Annotated in this window: 14 protein-coding genes and 4 pseudogenes; 10 read left to right on the top strand and 8 right to left on the bottom strand. The window is 59.8% G+C overall.

All coding sequences use genetic code 11. The features are described from left to right. The 4 genes and pseudogenes from Q427_RS13615 to dnaA all read right to left on the bottom strand — a co-directional run. A partial coding sequence (locus tag Q427_RS13615; protein ID WP_043514736.1) for an ATP-binding protein occupies positions 1 to 273 on the bottom strand: 273 nt, incomplete at its 3' end. Between the two features lie 3 nt (positions 274 to 276). Beyond that, entirely contained in the window at positions 277 to 1,401 is a 1,125-nt protein-coding gene (gene recF, locus Q427_RS13610) for a DNA replication/repair protein RecF (protein ID WP_043514749.1), read from the bottom strand. 80 nt (positions 1,402 to 1,481) lie between these two features. Then, positions 1,482 to 2,585 carry a DNA polymerase III subunit beta gene (gene dnaN, locus Q427_RS13605; RefSeq protein WP_043514733.1) on the bottom strand — a complete coding sequence of 368 codons (1,104 nt, stop codon included), beginning with the start codon at positions 2,583 to 2,585 and terminating at the stop codon, positions 1,482 to 1,484. Between the two features lie 69 nt (positions 2,586 to 2,654). Next, positions 2,655 to 4,123 (bottom strand): annotated as a pseudogene (gene dnaA / locus Q427_RS13600) (chromosomal replication initiator protein DnaA). 502 nt (positions 4,124 to 4,625) lie between these two features. Between dnaA and rpmH the strand changes: the two are divergent. From rpmH to mnmE, 4 genes and pseudogenes are all read left to right on the top strand, one after another. After that, the gene (gene rpmH / locus Q427_RS13595) at positions 4,626 to 4,760 is read left to right on the top strand and encodes a 50S ribosomal protein L34 (RefSeq protein ID WP_043514730.1); all 135 of its coding nucleotides are present in this window, start codon (positions 4,626 to 4,628) and stop codon (positions 4,758 to 4,760) included. A gap of 13 nt (positions 4,761 to 4,773) precedes the next feature. Then, complete coding sequence (rnpA, locus tag Q427_RS13590; RefSeq protein WP_081785995.1) at positions 4,774 to 5,145, top strand: ribonuclease P protein component; 372 nt, start codon at positions 4,774 to 4,776, stop codon at positions 5,143 to 5,145. 117 nt (positions 5,146 to 5,262) lie between these two features. Next, positions 5,263 to 6,948 carry a membrane protein insertase YidC gene (gene yidC, locus Q427_RS13585; RefSeq protein WP_043514724.1) on the top strand — a complete coding sequence of 562 codons (1,686 nt, stop codon included), beginning with the start codon at positions 5,263 to 5,265 and terminating at the stop codon, positions 6,946 to 6,948. 118 nt (positions 6,949 to 7,066) lie between these two features. After that, positions 7,067 to 8,436, top strand: a pseudogene (mnmE, locus tag Q427_RS13580) (tRNA uridine-5-carboxymethylaminomethyl(34) synthesis GTPase MnmE). Between the two features lie 12 nt (positions 8,437 to 8,448). On the opposite strand, the gene Q427_RS13575 reads toward mnmE, so the two are convergent. The 4 genes and pseudogenes from Q427_RS13575 to rdgB all read right to left on the bottom strand — a co-directional run bounded on the left by Q427_RS13575 (position 8,449) and on the right by rdgB (position 11,945). Then, positions 8,449 to 9,312, bottom strand: a complete 864-nt coding sequence (locus tag Q427_RS13575; RefSeq protein ID WP_043514722.1) for a 23S rRNA (adenine(2030)-N(6))-methyltransferase RlmJ — start codon at positions 9,310 to 9,312, stop codon at positions 8,449 to 8,451. Between the two features lie 116 nt (positions 9,313 to 9,428). Further along, positions 9,429 to 10,109 carry an OmpA family protein gene (locus Q427_RS13570; RefSeq protein ID WP_043514719.1) on the bottom strand — a complete coding sequence of 227 codons (681 nt, stop codon included), beginning with the start codon at positions 10,107 to 10,109 and terminating at the stop codon, positions 9,429 to 9,431. Between the two features lie 29 nt (positions 10,110 to 10,138). After that, entirely contained in the window at positions 10,139 to 11,344 is a 1,206-nt protein-coding gene (gene hemW / locus Q427_RS13565) for a radical SAM family heme chaperone HemW (RefSeq protein WP_043514717.1), read from the bottom strand. Then, positions 11,344 to 11,945 (bottom strand): annotated as a pseudogene (gene rdgB, locus Q427_RS13560) (RdgB/HAM1 family non-canonical purine NTP pyrophosphatase). Before rdgB ends, hemW begins: the two are co-directional and overlap by 1 nt. 374 nt (positions 11,946 to 12,319) lie before the next feature. On the opposite strand from rdgB, the gene Q427_RS13555 reads away from it, so the two are divergent. The 6 genes and pseudogenes from Q427_RS13555 to Q427_RS13530 all read left to right on the top strand — a co-directional run. Beyond that, positions 12,320 to 13,009 (top strand): LuxR C-terminal-related transcriptional regulator, encoded by a 690-nt coding sequence (locus Q427_RS13555; protein WP_043514715.1) that lies wholly within the window; start codon positions 12,320 to 12,322, stop codon positions 13,007 to 13,009. 12 nt (positions 13,010 to 13,021) lie between these two features. After that, a complete protein-coding gene (locus Q427_RS28915) occupies positions 13,022 to 13,546 on the top strand; it encodes a CsgE family curli-type amyloid fiber assembly protein (protein WP_051496369.1) in 525 nt (174 codons plus the stop codon). 50 nt (positions 13,547 to 13,596) lie between these two features. Continuing rightward, positions 13,597 to 14,013, top strand: a complete 417-nt coding sequence (locus Q427_RS13545; RefSeq protein WP_081785994.1) for a curli assembly protein CsgF — start codon at positions 13,597 to 13,599, stop codon at positions 14,011 to 14,013. A gap of 27 nt (positions 14,014 to 14,040) precedes the next feature. Further along, positions 14,041 to 14,877, top strand: coding sequence for a CsgG/HfaB family protein (locus Q427_RS13540; protein ID WP_197030639.1), 837 nt, complete (start codon positions 14,041 to 14,043; stop codon positions 14,875 to 14,877). A 291-nt stretch (positions 14,878 to 15,168) separates the two neighbouring features. Continuing rightward, positions 15,169 to 15,642: a hypothetical protein gene (locus Q427_RS31340; RefSeq protein ID WP_155833566.1), complete on the top strand. Its 474-nt coding sequence runs from the start codon at positions 15,169 to 15,171 to the stop codon at positions 15,640 to 15,642. A 129-nt stretch (positions 15,643 to 15,771) separates the two neighbouring features. Beyond that, positions 15,772 to 16,071, top strand: a pseudogene (locus Q427_RS13530) (hypothetical protein); the annotation flags it as partial.

The raw sequence follows: 16,071 nt of genomic DNA, 5'->3' as shown, positions 1-16,071 counted from the left end.
CGCCGATACGCCTTCGCCTTCGTGCAGGTCTGTGGGCACGCCACGGCCATTATCGCTGACAGTGATCGACTCATCAGGATGGATGACCACGCGTATTTCGCTACAGTGCCCGGCCAGAGCTTCATCGATGGAGTTGTCCACCAGCTCGAACACCATGTGGTGAAGGCCTGTCCCATCATCGGTATCCCCGATATACATGCCGGGACGCTTGCGAACGGCATCCAGGCCCTTGAGTACCTTGATGCTCGTTGAGTCGTAAGCCTGCTCGCTCATTGACTACTCCGTCATGAAGTCTATCTGTGCCTGTGGCACCAGCTTTCCCGACCCGTCACTGCCTTGTTTCACGTGAAACATCGTCAGCGGGGTTTGAGACTGCCAGGGCCCCACCAGGGCATCGTGTTCGACACTTGTAATAAAGGCTTGGCAACGCATCGATTCCAGCAAGCGACAGAATACCCGCCGATGACTGGCATCGAGCTCCGCCGGCAGGTCATCGACCAGGTAGAGGCACGACCGACCGGTCGTTTGCTCCAGCAACCTGCCCTGCGCCAGCTTCAGCGCAGTGACGACCAATTTTTGCTGGCCACGAGACAGCACCTCGACGGCCGGGTGTCGCCCAAGGCGAATACGCAGATCTGCCCGCTGTGGCCCTTGCTGGGTGAAGCCCATCTGTTGATCCGTCGCCCGCCCCTGCTCGAGGATTTCAAGCAGATTGCGTTTCTTGTCCCATCCGCGGGAGTAGCCCAGTGTCAGCTCGGGCAACGCCAGTAGCTGCGACAGCGTATCCTCGAAGACAGGCAGGAAATCAGCCATCCAGTCGCTTCTCAGGCTATCGACACGGTCGCCCCAGTGGGCCAACTCATGCTCCCAGGCTGACAGCGATTTGGCTTCCATTCTATCACGCCTGAGCAATGCATTCCGATGTTTGAGGGCGCGGCGCGCGCGTCGCCATGCATCGAAAAACCCATGTTTCACGTGAAACACACCCCAGTCGAGGAACTCCCTTCGACCGGCCGGCGGCCCTTCCAGCAAACGAAATGCATCGGGGTTGACCAGCTGGAGCGGCAGCGTTTCGATCAGCTGTGACAGCCGCTCGACGCGCTCTCCCCCCATGCGAATCTCCAGCTCGGGGGCGTCGCGGGAACGGCGAATACCGATCGGCAAAGCCGGTTCACCGCCGAGGCGGGCAAAGAGTGTCATGGATTGCGCATCATGAGTGATGGCATTCCTCAGCTGCCGGGTCCTGAACGAACGCCCCATTCCAAGCACGTGGATGCCTTCGAGTAGACTGGTCTTTCCACTCCCGTTGACACCCACGATCAGGTTGATGCCCGGCCCCGGCTCGAAATCGATTGCCTGGAGATTTCTCAAACCATTGAAATTTAAGTAATTAATCAGCATCAGAAACGCCAGACCATTAACCCGACCGGCAACCTCAGCGGTGCCGTACACGCTGCCGGGTAACGGTCTCGCCCATCCATTCAGAGACGCATCGGCATGACAACGTAGAGTGCATCGCCGCCGCCCGGCTCCTCCATCAGGGCACTGCTGTTGGAATCCGCCAGCGTCATCTGCACGCGATCCTCATCCAGCACGTTGAGTACGTCGATGAGGTAACCCACATTGAAGCCGATCTCCAGCGCGTCGCCGCCGTACTCGACGGCCACATTCTCCTCGGCCTCTTCCTGTTCGGGATTGTTCGCCATGACCTGAAGGTTGCCTTCCTTGAGGTGCAGGCGCACACCGCGATACTTCTCATTGGAGAGGATGGAAGTACGCGACAAAACCTGACGCAGCTCGGTGCGATCGGCGAGGAACACCTTGTCCCCTCCCCTCGGCACCACTCGCTCGTAATCAGGAAACTTGCCGTCCACCAGCTTGGAGGTGAAGGTAAAGTCACCGGTATGGGCACGAACGTGGCTCGCGCTTACTGTCAGCGTCACCGGCTCGTCGCTGTCATCCAGCAGCCGGACCAGCTCGAGCACGCCCTTGCGCGGTACGATCAACTTGCGAGCCGGCTCGACCTCGATCTCGGCGGGGCGAGAGCAGACGGCAAGGCGGTGGCCGTCGGTGGCCACCGTGCGCACCAGGTTCGAGCGCAGTTCAAGCAGCATGCCGTTGAGGTAATAGCGGACATCCTGCTGGGCCATGGCAAACGAGGTGGCATCGATAAGGTGCTTAAGCGTCCCGCGCGGCAGACTCAGTTCCACATCGCCCTGGGTGTCCTCGATATTGGGAAACTCCGCGACCGGCAACGTCGAGAGGGTGAAACGAGAGCGACCGCTGCGCAGCACCGCCCGGCCATCTTCCAGGCTGAGCTGCAGTTCGGCCTGGTCGGGCAACGATTTGCAGATATCCATCAACTTGCGGGCCGGAACCGTGGCCGATCCGGGCACCTCTACCAGCGACGCAGCGGTACGCCCGATCAGCTCGACTTCCAGGTCGGTGCCCGTCAGCGCCACTTGCTCATGGTCGACCTGTATCAGCACGTTGGATAGTACCGGCAGGGTCTGGCGGCGCTCTACCACGCCGGCAACCAGTGCCAAGGGCCGAAGCAGCGCCTCGCGGGAAATGGAAAATCTCATGTCGGCTCCACGTCTAATCCTGAATAAAGGTGTCGGTCATCGGCAGCAACTGCCAGGGAACCTCGCGGCTCAGCTGGTCAATAGCCGTAGCAGGTTCTTGTAGTCCTCGCGGATATCCGCGTTCTCTTCCTGCAATGCCAGAACCTTGCGGCAGGCATGCAGCACCGTCGTGTGGTCACGCCCACCGAAGGCATCGCCAATCTCAGGCAGGCTGTGATTGGTCAGCTCCTTGGCCAGCGCCATGGCCACCTGGCGCGGCCGCGCAACGGACCGGGAGCGGCGCTTCGACAGCAGGTCCGACAGCTTGATCTTGTAGTATTCGGCCACGGTACGCTGGATGTTGTCGACGCCTACCTGCTTGTCCTGCAGGGCCAAGAGATCCTTGAGGGATTCGCGAATGAAATCCTGGGTGATCGGCTTGCCCATGAAATGTGAATCGGCAATGACCTTCTTCAAGGCGCCTTCCAGTTCGCGTACGTTGGAGCGAATCTTCTGGGCGATGAAAAACGCCGCATCATGGGGCAGGTCGACCTTGGCCTGGTCGGCCTTCTTCATCAGGATCGCCACCCGCGTCTCCAGCTCCGGCGGCTCGATCGCCACCGTCAGCCCCCAGCCAAAGCGCGACTTGAGTCGCTCCTCCACCCCACTGATCTCCTTGGGGTAGCGGTCGGAGGTCAAGATCATCTGCTGGCCACCCTCGAGCAGGGCATTGAAGGTGTGGAAGAACTCTTCCTGGGAGCGTTCCTTGCCGGCAAAGAACTGGATATCGTCGATCAGCAGCGCATCGACACTACGATAGAAACGCTTGAAATCATTGATCGCGTTCAACTGAAGTGCCTTGACCATATCGGCGACGAAACGCTCCGAATGGAGGTAGACAACCGTGGCATTCTCCCGCCGGGTGGCCAAGGCATTGCCCACGGCGTGCATCAAGTGTGTCTTGCCCAGGCCGACACCACCGTAGAGAAACAGCGGGTTATAGCGCCGCCGGGGTTTTCCGAGACCTGGCGGGAGGCCGCCCTGGCCAACTGGTTCGACTTGCCCTCGACGAATGTCTCGAAGGTGAAGTTGGGGTTGAGGCCACTGTTGTGCTTGAGGCTCCCCTCGACCTGAACTTCCCGCTCACCGGCGGCTCGTCGTGCCGAACGCCCCTCCTCTCGCTGGCGATCGATCTCACGCTCGTCGCCGATGTCCCCTCGCGGAGGTGTATGCACGGCAGGCCCCAGGGGCGATCGCGGGCTGGCCGAAACCGGCGCCCCCAGCTCCCGCGGCCTGGGAGCAGCCGCCGATTGACGGCTGCCGACGGTCAATATCACCCTGGGAGGCTTGGCCGGGGCCAGGTCGCGCAGCAGCTCATTGATCCGCTTGGCATACTTATCCCCCACCCAGTCGCGAACGAAGCGATTGGGCGCCAGAAGACGCAGCTCGTTGGACTCCCCCTCTTCCGCCTGAAGCGGGCGAATCCAGGTGTTGAACTGCTGGGCGTTCAGCTCATCCTGCAGGGAATCCAAACACTGTTGCCAAAGAGCAAGCGACACTCGACCTCACCATCCGGTTGATGCATGACCGGCCATTGTATCCTTCACCCGCCGGGTTATCCACATGCCGCGACCGACGCCAGGCCCTGTGGAAAATTATACCGGGATCAATAGGATAACCCCGGAAGGATGGGGGCGAAGGCGAGCCCTGTGGGTAAAGGAGACAATTGCACACAAGGAGACAACAAGAACCTCACCGGCCAGGCAGAGCTTTTCCACAGGACATGCTGCGCTGCACACATCTGTTTATAAAGGTTTTTTACATGTTATCAACAGAAAGCATCCCCAGTATTAGTAACAGCATCAGTAAAATACCATTTAGTAATTGTTGGGCTGTCGCCGGAACGCCGATTGAAAATTGGGTGTCCTGGGCAATTGCGTCGGAGGCCCGAAGTCACTACAATTTCCGGTCTTGAACCGAATCTCCCCAGGTTCCCGCAAGGAGCCTGGGCATTTCCTGTAAGACGTTCCGTCCAAACACACCACGTGGGAATCAAGAGTTATGAAACGCACCTTTCAACCCAGCGTTCTCAAGCGCAAGCGTGTGCACGGCTTTCGTGCTCGCATGGCCACCAAGAACGGTCGTGCCGTACTGTCGCGCCGACGCGCCAAGGGCCGCAAGCGCCTGAGCGCCTGATTGCGGATTGCGCGTGTCCGGTCATGACTTTCCCCCGCAGCTGCGTCTACTGACTGCCGGGGATTATCGATTTGTCTTCGATCACGCTGCATTCAAGGTACATGGCAATGGGCTAATGGCCCTGGCGTGTCCCAATGGACTGGGCCACCCCCGTCTCGGCCTGGTCTTCAGCAAGAAGAACGTCCGCAGAGCCGTGGATCGCAATCGCCTGAAGCGGCTGACTCGCGAATCCATCCGTCTCCAGCAGCATCAGCTTCCCGCCGTCGATATCGTGGTACTGGCTCGACGGGGCGCCAATGAGCTGGACAACGCGACACTGCATCGCCAGCTCTCCGGCATGTGGCGTCGGCTGGCGCGAGACGTTCGCAAGTCGATGGTATCCTGACCGGACGCGGTGCCTGTCGCCGCCACGATAGCCTGCCTTGGGCAGGCTTTCGCATATCAACGTGGCAGCGCATACCGTTCCAGCGGCATGTTCACTACCCATCGGGCAGAACTCTCAATGGACGTAAAACGACTCCTTTTATTGATTCCACTGGCCGTGCTTGCCTACTTGCTCGTCATTCAGTGGAACCAGGACTACGGCCAGGTTGCTCCTGAGCCTGAAGCACCTACCTTCACCGCGCCTGCGCCCGGCGAAGAGAGGGTGGACCCGGACGATGACCTGGCTGTCCCTGCCGCCCCCCGCGCTGAAGGGGAGGTGCCGGGAGACATGCCTGGCGAGCCCGCTCGCGCCACCGGCACCCGCGACCTGATTGCCGTGGCCACCGATGTCCTCGACCTGCGAATCGATCCACAGGGCGGCGATATCGTCTATGCCGCACTGCCCCAGCACCGAATGACCCTGGATTCCGATCGTCCCTACGTGCTGCTATCCGATAGCGAGACCCGCAGCTATGTGGCCCGTTCGGGCCTTCAGCTGGACGGCCATTCCGGCCGCATTGGCTTTACGCCGGAAAGAACCAGCTACCGCATGAGCGACGACGAGAATCGCCTGGAAGTCGACCTGACGGCCGAGGTCAATGGTGTCGATGTCATCAAGCGCTTCTCCTTCGAGCGCGGCAGCTACGCGGTAGACGTCCATTACTATCTGGCCAACAACACGGAAGAGCCGGTTACCGCGCGCTTCATCGGCCAGCTTGCCCGCGACAACAGCTCTGATCCGTCCGCTGGCGTGGCCTTGGGCATGAGCTCCTATCTGGGCGCCGCCTACTCATCACCGGAAGACCGCTACGAGAAGGTCGACTTCGACGATATCCAGCGTGGTCGCTTCAATAACCGGGACGTCCAGGGCGGCTGGGTAGCCATCCTGCAGCACTACTTCGTCACTGCCTGGGTACCGCCGCAGAACCAGCAGAACCTGCAGTACGCCACCACCGACTCGCGCGACCGCAATGTCGCCGCCTTTGCCGGCTCCATGAGTACGGTGGCACCGGATGGTGAAGCCCGCCTGGGAGCGACCCTCTACATGGGGCCGAAGGTACAGAGCTACCTTGAGCAGGTGGCCCCCAACCTGCGCCTGACCGTCGACTTCGGCTGGCTCTGGTTCATCGCCAACCCGCTGTTCTGGCTGCTGGACCAGATTCATAGTCTGATCGGGAACTGGGGCTGGTCGATCGTCTTCCTGACCATCGTGGTCAAGCTGGTCATGTGGCCGCTCTCAGCCAAGGCTTACAAGTCCATGGCCCGCATGCGCAAGCTGGGCCCGGAGATGCAGCGCCTCAAGGAGCAGTACGGCGACGACCGCCAGAAGATGTCCCAGGAGATGATGAAGTTCTACCAGAAGGAGAAGATCAATCCTCTGGGTGGCTGCCTGCCCATCCTGGTGCAGATGCCGGTCTTCATTGCGCTCTACTGGATGCTGCTGGAATCCGTGGAGTTGCGCCATGCGCCCTTCATGTTCTGGATCCAGGACCTGTCGATGAGGGACCCGTTCTTCATCCTGCCGATCCTGATGGGCGCCTCGATGTTCGTTCAGCAGATGCTCAACCCCACGCCTCCGGACCCGATGCAGGCGAAGATCATGAAGATGCTGCCGATCGTCTTCACCTTCTTCTTCCTCTGGTTCCCGGCAGGCCTGGTCATATACTGGGTGGTCAACAACCTGATCTCGATCGCGCAGCAGTACGTGATCACGCGCAAGATCGAGAACGACCCCACCGTCGGCAAGGGAATGAAGACCAAGTAGGCTGTCTTCTCTCTCGAAACACCAGACCCCTGCCACGGCAGGGGTCTGGTGTTTCTGCCTTGCGAAAAGGACACTAGCCTTCCACCCGAGCCAGCCCAGGCTGTAAGGAACCCACCCAATGGCAGATAGCCTCTATATTCCGGATACCATTGCCGCATTGGCCACCCCACCGGGGCGAGGCGGCGTGGGCATCATTCGTGTATCTGGCCCCGGCTGTCGCACCATCGCCGAGGGGGTGCTGGGCCGCTGCCCCCCGCCCCGTCATGCCCAGTACACAGCTTTCCAGGGCGACGTGCGGGTGATCGACGAGGGCATCGGGCTCTACTTCCAGGCACCCTACTCCTTCACCGGCGAGGACGTGCTGGAGCTGCAGGGACACGGCGGTCCGGTGATCATGGATCTCCTGCTGGAACGCTGCGTGCAGCTGGGGGCACGCCTGGCGCGGCCGGGGGAGTTCTCCGAACGCGCCTTTCTCAACGACAAGCTCGACCTGGCACAGGCCGAGGCCATCGCCGACCTGATCGAGGCAAGCTCCCGGTCCGCCGCCGAGAATGCCCTGCGCTCGCTCCAGGGCGAATTCTCGCGCCGGGTCTCGACGCTGGTCGAGCAATTGATCGAGCTGCGCATCTACGTGGAAGCGGCGATCGACTTCCCCGAAGAGGAGATCGACTTCCTAGCCGACGGCAGAGTGGCCGACATGCTCGCGGCGGTCAAAGCGGAATTGGACGAGGTACGCACAGCGGCTGCCCAGGGCGCCCTCATGCGCGAAGGCATGAACGTGGTGATAGCCGGGCGGCCCAATGCCGGGAAGTCGAGCCTGCTCAATGCCCTGACCGAGCAGGAAACCGCCATCGTCACCGAAATCGAGGGCACCACCCGGGACGTGCTGCGCGAACACATCCACATCGATGGCATGCCCCTGCATGTGATCGATACGGCCGGGCTGCGCGATACCCCGGACGCCGTGGAGCGCATCGGCGTGGCGCGTGCCTGGAGCGAGATCGAGAAGGCCGACCGGGTGCTGCTGCTAGTGGATGCCACCACCACCAACGCCACCGACCCATGGCGATCTGGCCCGAGTTCGTCGCGCGTCTCACCGATCCCACCCGGCTGACCCTGGTCCGCAACAAGATCGATACCAGTCACGAGTCAGCTGGAATCGAGTTATCCACAACCACGCCGGTCATCCGGCTCTCGGCCAGGACCGGACAGGGTGTGGATAACCTGAAGGCCCACCTGAAGGAAGTGATGGGGTATGCAAGCACCACGGAAGGGCGCTTCTCCGCTCGTCGTCGTCACCTCGATGCGCTCGACAGGGCGAAGCGAGCCCTCGACAGCGGCGAGGAACAGTTAAGCGGCTACGGCGCCGGGGAACTGCTCGCCGAGGACCTGCGGGATGCCCAGCAGGCATTGGGGGAGATCACGGGAGAATTCAGCGCCGACGATCTGCTGGGGGAGATCTTCGGCAGCTTCTGTATCGGCAAGTAAGGTCTCGCCGCACTACTCTTCCACCCACCACTCGCCACGATGTCGGGCTTCAGGACCGAGCAGCGGCTCGATCCGTGTCATGGCAGCGACCAGCTGCTCCTCGAGCCCCCAGGGCGGATTGACCACCAGCATGCCGCTTCCATACATGCCCTGCTCCCCGCTGCTTGCCTTACGCAGGGTCAGTTCGCTGCGCCAGATCTTGCGCAGACCCCCGCTGCTCAGCCCTTCCAGCAACTCGCTGTGGCGGCCGGCGGGCAAAAGCGGGTACCACACCAGCATCACGCCATGCCGTGCCTTGCGCATGGCCGACAGCACGGTCTCGGCAACCTCTGCATACTCGCTCTTGCGCTCATAGCTGGGATCGATCAATACGCACAGCCGTGGGGTGGCCACCGGCAATCGCTGCAGCAGGCCTTTCAGGCCATCGCCATGGATGCGCTGCACGTTCTTCGGCAGGCGCTGCCCCACCAGGTGTTCATGCTCGCCGGGATGCAGCTCGAACAGCATCAAGCGATCCGCGGCACCCAGTTGGCGAGTCAGCCACCAGGGTGAGCCCGGGTAGCAGTCCAGCGTTGGCGACGTCCCCTCGCTCGCCGTCAGCTGAGCCTCGGCCAGCAGCGACAGCCAGTCGCCGATCAGTGGTTCCGCCGCCAGTGCCGTTCTCGCCTGCCAGAGCCGCTCCGCCCCCTGGCGATGCTCCTGCAACTTCTGGCTCTCCTGCGCCGATAGCGGATAGAGCCCGCGCCCGGCATGGGTATCGAGATACATGATCGGTGATGGCTTGCGCCGCAGGTAGCGGGTAACGGCAAACAGGGTCAGGTGCTTGTGGACATCGGCGAAGTTACCGGCATGGTAGGCGTGCTGATAGGAAAGCATGGCCACGGGTCCTTGGACGGCGGATCGGCAGTATGAGGCTGAAGCAGATCGAGCTTAGCGAAAAGGCCCGCCACTGTGACAGTGACGGGCCCCATTCAAGCCACCGGCATGCCGGTCTATTGCTGGAATTGGCTCTCGATGGGCGTGAGCGTGATCTCGACACGGCGATTCCGGGCGCGGCCCTCCTCGGTCGCGTTACTCGCCACCGGCTGACTTTCGCCATAGCCGGTCATGTTGAGACGGTTGCGGGTTACCCCGTTCTGAGCCAGGTAGTTGCCGACAGATTCCGCTCTGCGCTCGGACAGTCGCTGGTTGTAGCCGGCGTCACCGGTACTGTCGGTATGACCGGCAATGTTGACCCGCGTATCGGTGTATTGCGTCAGTATCGACGAGACATCATTGAGGGCGTTGCGGGCACTCGGGGTCAGTTCACTGGAATCGAAGCCGAAGGTCACACTGCTTGGCATGTTGAGCACGATATCATCGCCGCGACGCTCAACATCCACGCCAGTCCCCCTCATGCTCTCGCGCAGCTGCTGCTCCTGACGATCCATGTAGGCACCGACGCCGGCACCGGCAGCCGCACCCACGGCGGCACCGATCAAGGCGCGGTCGCGCCGGCTAGTGCTGCCGCTGCCCGACAGCGCGCCGGCCGCGGCTCCAACGGCGGCACCCACCCCGGCACCCGTCATGGTGCTGGAGCGCTGGGTCTGGCCGGAGTAGGGATCCGTCGTGGCGCAGCCTACCAGCAGGACAGCGGTGGCAAGCGGCACAACGAGTCGAAGTGGTTTGAACATGTAGATCTCCGGATTTCAGGGGAAGAAGCTCATTCAGTGCCGGCATCGGCTTCGCCAATCAAGACCAGCAACTCATTCAAGAATAATAGACCTTGGGGCGATGCCTGCACTCGCTGGCCATCTTCCACAAGAAGTCCTTTTTTTCGCGCCGACTGGAGGCGGGCCTCCAGGGCGCCGGCCGGGCGTCCAGTATGCGCCTCCCAGTCCCTCATCGACACACCTTCCACCAGACGTAACGCATTCATGGCGAACTCCAGCGGTAGTTCATCCTCTTCCACTCCGGCACGGCCAGCGACGAAGCCACGAGGATCCTGGCATCGTCGCAGGTAGGCCTCCGGCTGCCGCGCTTTCCAGCGCCGTTCGATATGTAGCCTGCCCTGTGCATCGGCAACGCTCAGCTTGCCGTGAGCGCCGGCACCGATCCCCAGATAGTCGCCAAAGCGCCAATAGTTGAGATTGTGGCGCGACCGCAGGCCCGGCCGGGCATAGGCCGAAATCTCATAACGCACCAATCCGGCGGCCTCGAGCCGTTCATGCCCCCGGTCCTGGATATCCCACAGAACCTCCTCCTCGGGCAGCACCGGAGGCCGAGAATGAAACTCGGTATTGGGTTCCAGCGTGAGCTGATACCAGGAGAGGTGCTCCGGAGAGAGGGAGAGCGCATGGTCGAGATCGGCAAGCGCCAGCGCCGGGGTCTGTCCCGGCAAGCCATGCATCAGGTCCAGGTTGACGTTGTCGAACCCGGCATGGCGCGCCTCGTCCATTGCCGAGATGGCATCGCCACCACTATGGATACGTCCCAGGGCCCGCAGCTGGGCATCCTGGAAGCTCTGCACCCCCAGGGAGAGCCGATTGATGCCCGCAGACCGATAGCCCTGGAACCGACCTTGCTCCAGGGTGCCCGGGTTCGCTTCCAGTGTTATTTCGATATCGGAGGCCAGTGACAGCCGCGTGGCCATCACATCGAACAACCGTTCATAGAAGCCGGCCGACATCAGGCTCGGCGTTCCTCCTCCGATGAAGATACTGGTCAGCTCACGGCCACCGACGAGGGGCAGATCATCCTCCAGGTCCTGGAGCAGCGCTGCGAGGTAACGGGTCTCGGGCAAGTCGGCCCCGTGACCCACACCATGCGAGTTGAAATCGCAGTAGGGGCATTTCCGCACGCACCAAGGCACATGCACGTAGAGCGCCAGTGGCGGCAGGCCGTCGAGTTGCCGGGGATGGGTGTCCATCACTTGATCGTCGTCTCGCCCAGGGCGGTCGCCAGCGACTGCAGCGCCCTTCCCCGGTGACTGAACCTGTTTTTCTCTTCAGCGCTGAGTTCGGCGACGCTTTTACCCAGCGAGGGCAACCAGAACAACGGATCGTAGCCGAAGCCGCCTTCGCCGCGTGGCGCCGTCAGAATCTCGCCTTCCCAACTGCGCTGGACGATCAAGGGCACCGGGTCTTCGGCATGGCGTAGAAAGACCAGTACGCACCAGTAGCGGGCCGACCGACGAGGGGCCGGTATCCCGGCCAGGGCCGCAAGCAGCTTGTCATTGTTGCGCGCATCGCTCTTCGGCTCGCCGGCGTAACGGGCGGAGTAGATACCCGGTTGGCCGTGCAGGTGATCCACCTCCAGGCCGGAATCATCCGCCAGGGCGGGCAACCCGCTGACACGGCTCGCTTCGCGTGCTTGATCAGGGCATTCTCGACGAATGTCAGCCCCGTCTCTTCGACATCGCTCACGCCCAAATCCGCCTGGGGTCGAACATGGATTCCCAGCTCGCCCAATAACTGATTGAACTCCTTGATTTTTCCAGCATTCCCGCTGGCTAGAACCAGCGAACGCATCGCGGACATCGACAGCTCTCCACAGGATGAAAGGCCACATTCTAAGGGCAGGCTACAAAGGAAGAAATTCCTGAACAGCTGATTAGGATAACCGCTCGGAAAGGCGCTTCACACTTTTACATGAATAAAAGTCATTGTACTAAAACAGAAGTAGCAAAAACATCATACAAGCTTAACTCAATAAAGGATAAGGCATTGTTTTTAATGGGGAAAATACAAAACATTAGAAAACTCATACCGAGATATACTACAAATACATTAGGTAACATAACTTTACTGAATAGCCTGCCTGGGCCATGATGAAGCGCAGGTGAGGGAAATCACGCGCCATGCGCAAACCCCGGCAACATCAGCATGACCGGAGATGAATAACGATGAACCAAGGCAAAGGATTGATCCTGCTTGTTACAGAACACAACCCTCAATCAAAGCTATTCGTTGACTATATCCAGCGTCAACTTGAGTGCCCCGTGTCGATCGTCTCCCCCAGCGATCATACGGCGGAGGGTGACGGAATCCGTACCGTAGTGCTGATGGATAGCGATCATGTGGAAGAGGGCGTCATGCAGGCGTGGCAGACATACTACTATGATCAGCCCCAGTGGATACTGACGGCCTTCAATCTCAAGGATGAAAACCATGCCGCAGAACTCTCCACCTTCATGCATCTCCATGGCGTGTTCTACCGCAACGATTCGCTGGAGCTGATCTGCAAGGGAATCGAGACGCTGCTGGCAGGCGATCTGTGGATGTCACGCACATTGATGGCACGGCTGATCGAATACTTTCGCCGCCAACAGCTCAACTCTTACCGGCGCCCAGCCTGCGGCCTGACGCAACGCGAACTGGAAATCATCGGCCTACTCGGCTCCGGAGCTTCCAACACGGAAATCGCCAATCAACTGTTCGTCAGTGAGCATACGGTCAAGTCGCACCTTTATAACATCTTTCGCAAGATCAACGTTCACAACCGTCTTCAGGCAGTCAACTGGGCTCGGCAGCACCTCGGGGCGCCCCCCCCCATGCAGCTTCACAGCGGAAAACCGACAACCGTCAACCACTGATTCGAGCTCCCCATGAACAAGGTCTTTTCCTATCTGCTAATACTGCTGCTTCTGCCCGGTTATACCGCGCTGGGCCAGGCTTTGCCCCCCGCAGCCGAACCTTCTCCTGCCCCCGGCGAAGAGGACCGTCAAGCCATCATCGATGATGAAGAGATCATGGAAGAGGGTGAGGCCGAGGAAGAGCTGGAACAACAGTTCAGTCTAGCTGAACCGGGCATGTCGGGAGTCTTGATCGATCGTACCATCACGATGATCGGCAAGACCTTCTATCGCCAGTTCAGCCAACTAAGCCTGGAACGTCCCGTCCTCAGCAACACTACGCTTTCCATTCATGAGCGCCCTGATGCGCGGTGGGGCAGCCAGGTCTGGATAGCCGAAAACAATCGAATCCTGTTCCAGGCAACCCTGCCTCCGCGGCTGAGCGAGATCGACCAGTATGTCCAGGCTGCCGCCGATCAGGTAGAGGAAATGATCATACAACGCACCATCATGCAAGCACTCGATAGCGACCCGGATCTCGCAGACGAAGAGATCTAGGCCAGTAACCAAGAAATGCAACACTGACAAGAGCACAAAGGGGGTTTCCCATGAAATGCCGTACTCATCTCGCTCCCATCCTGTTGGGCAGCGCCATTCTCCTGTCCAGCGCGGTTACCCAGGCAGGGCAGCTCATCTACCAGCCGATCAACCCATCGTTTGGCGGTGACCCGTTGCTGGGCAATCACCTGTTGAACAAGGCGCAGGCTCAGGACACCAAACGGGACCCCAATGCCCCTGATTTTGGCCGTTTTTCGGAGACGGAGTTCTTCATACAGGACCTGCGCGCCAAGCTAATCAACGACGCAATCCAAGATGCTGTAGATGGTGGCGATGGAGAAAGCATCATCGACAGCTCCACCCTGCGGGTCGAATTGAGAAGCTCAGGGGGGGGGAGCTTTTCCATGACGATCCTCGACAAGACGACGGGCGAAACCACCACGGTCAATTTTGGCCAGCCATTCTAATTGCGTTTCAGAATCAAGGAGTTGAAGATGAAGCCGCTGAGAGTATGTCTAGCGATCGGAATGCTGACCCTGGGTGGGTGCGTCGGCATGGTGACCTCGCCCGAAGGACTGGAAGGGGCGCCGGCAACCCTGACCCCGAGATCCGGTACCTATAATGATCTGGTCAGCCTGCCACGCCCTAGCGCACCCATCTATACGGCCGTGTACGACTTCAGGGATCAGACCGGGCAGTATCGACCCCAGCCAGCCAGCACGTTCTCCACTGCGGTAACCCAGGGCGGTGCCGCAATGCTGAGTTCGGCATTGGCCGAATCCGGCTGGTTTGTTCCGATGGAACGCGTCGGGCTGCAGAACCTGCTGACGGAGCGTCGAATCATACGCGCCAACCTCGAACGCACCGGCCGCGGGGATGAGCTCGGGTCGTTGAGCCCCGCTCGTGTACTGATGGAAGGTGGCATCATCGCCTACGACTCCAACATGAAGACCGGTGGTGCCGGCGCCGAGTATTTCGGTATCGGGGCGTCAGGTCAATATCAGGTCGACCAGATCACGGTCAACCTGCGAGCCGTGGACATAGCTACCGGTGAGATACTGGGCAACGTGACGACGAGCAAGACCGTCTACTCCTATGAAGTCCGTGCGGGTGTCTATCGTTTCGTCAGCTTCCGGCGTTTGCTGGAAGCGGAAGCAGGCTTCACGCATAACGAACCGGTACAGATGGCGGTGATGTCCTCCATCGAGGCGGCCGTTATACATCTCATCGCCCAGGGTGTGGAACGCGGCCTATGGAACCTGGCCGACCCAGCCGATAGAGACAATGAGATTCTGGCAGCTTACCGTAACGCATCCATTCCCATGCTGTAATAACCGCGACCTTCCTTGCTTGCGATTGGCGCCAACACGGCGCCTTTCTTGCGTTACGCCTGTGTATCCTGGTTCTGAGTCGCTGCCCGGGAAGTCCATGCTGTGTTTTGTCCACAAGAACTGGCCGAGCATGAGAAAAATCATTCCTATCATGGCATGTCGTAACGTCATGAAAGACTGATCACTATCAGAAAAGTCACACTTCAAAATAGCGCTTTATTACGATGGATGTAAGCTCAATTTGTGTCGAGACTGTAACTGCCAGTAAACGGAACTCAAGAGTGTCTTGTCATGAAAACACGGAAAATAACTGCTTTGATTGCTGGCGCGCTTTTCGCCCAGACAATATCAGCGGCAGATGACATGCAAGGCTTCAAATACGATGCTGCCCCCTATCAACAAGCTGCCACTATCCTGCAGTCCGGATATGGCAACGATGCTGGAATTATCCAGCAAGGTAGTTTCAATGATGCTGGCATCCTTCAGCAAGGCGTAGGTAATCTTGCCTCCGCCATGCAATCCGGTAACGCCCATGATGCACGCATTCTGCAAGGTGGCGGTTACCTGGAGGCATCCATCATCCAGAAAGGATATGGTCACCAGGCCAATATCGTTCAATCAGGCTACGGCAAGGAGGCTGCAATACAACAACATGGAGTCTTTGGAAATGCAGAAATTCAACAGCACGGTACTTCTCACGCGACGCCGGTAAGCATCACCCAATTTTCGCGTGGCCGGGCGACAATCCAGGTATTACAGCACTGACAAGCAATCGACAGAAACGGATCTTTCGCAACGTGGAAATCACTGGTCGATGATCATTGATTTCCAAACAACCACCTGGCAGCGCTATTCATAGCCGCTTACCCAGGGGACTTATTAAAGGGGAATACCATGAAATTCAAGATGACTGTACTTGCCGCCGCAATCGCCTTCTCTGGCTCCGCCATGGCAGCCAACAACGATTCCGACGTCAACCAGACCGGCTATTACAACAACGCCGACGTCTTCCAGACCGGCAACAATCACGAGTCCAACATTACCCAGGACGGTATCGGTAATGACAGCGATGTCGCCCAGTACGGTTACTCCCAGTCCTCCGATATCGACCAGGACGGCTGGGGCAATGAGGGGGTTGTCGTCCAGCATGGCTGGGGCAACGATTCCTCCATCGACCAGACCGGTTATTTCAAC

The sequence above is a fragment of the Halomonas sp. BC04 genome, from assembly GCF_000568385.1.
The sequence above is the reverse complement of the archived record's forward strand: the minus strand, read 5'-3'. Positions and strand labels throughout refer to the sequence as shown.

Excerpts from the sequence above, each read along its gene's own strand:
- recF (WP_043514749.1), bottom strand. The coding sequence starts at position 1,401 with ATGCTGATTAATTACTTAAATTTCAATGGTTTGAGAAATCTCCAGGCA.
- dnaN (WP_043514733.1), bottom strand. The coding sequence starts at position 2,585 with ATGAGATTTTCCATTTCCCGCGAGGCGCTGCTTCGGCCCTTGGCACTG.
- rpmH (WP_043514730.1), top strand. The coding sequence starts at position 4,626 with ATGAAACGCACCTTTCAACCCAGCGTTCTCAAGCGCAAGCGTGTGCAC.
- yidC (WP_043514724.1), top strand. The coding sequence starts at position 5,263 with ATGGACGTAAAACGACTCCTTTTATTGATTCCACTGGCCGTGCTTGCC.
- Q427_RS13575 (WP_043514722.1), bottom strand. The coding sequence starts at position 9,312 with ATGCTTTCCTATCAGCACGCCTACCATGCCGGTAACTTCGCCGATGTC.
- Q427_RS13570 (WP_043514719.1), bottom strand. The coding sequence starts at position 10,109 with ATGTTCAAACCACTTCGACTCGTTGTGCCGCTTGCCACCGCTGTCCTG.
- hemW (WP_043514717.1), bottom strand. The coding sequence starts at position 11,344 with ATGGACACCCATCCCCGGCAACTCGACGGCCTGCCGCCACTGGCGCTC.
- Q427_RS13555 (WP_043514715.1), top strand. The coding sequence starts at position 12,320 with ATGAACCAAGGCAAAGGATTGATCCTGCTTGTTACAGAACACAACCCT.
- Q427_RS28915 (WP_051496369.1), top strand. The coding sequence starts at position 13,022 with ATGAACAAGGTCTTTTCCTATCTGCTAATACTGCTGCTTCTGCCCGGT.
- Q427_RS13545 (WP_081785994.1), top strand. The coding sequence starts at position 13,597 with ATGAAATGCCGTACTCATCTCGCTCCCATCCTGTTGGGCAGCGCCATT.
- Q427_RS13540 (WP_197030639.1), top strand. The coding sequence starts at position 14,041 with ATGAAGCCGCTGAGAGTATGTCTAGCGATCGGAATGCTGACCCTGGGT.
- Q427_RS31340 (WP_155833566.1), top strand. The coding sequence starts at position 15,169 with ATGAAAACACGGAAAATAACTGCTTTGATTGCTGGCGCGCTTTTCGCC.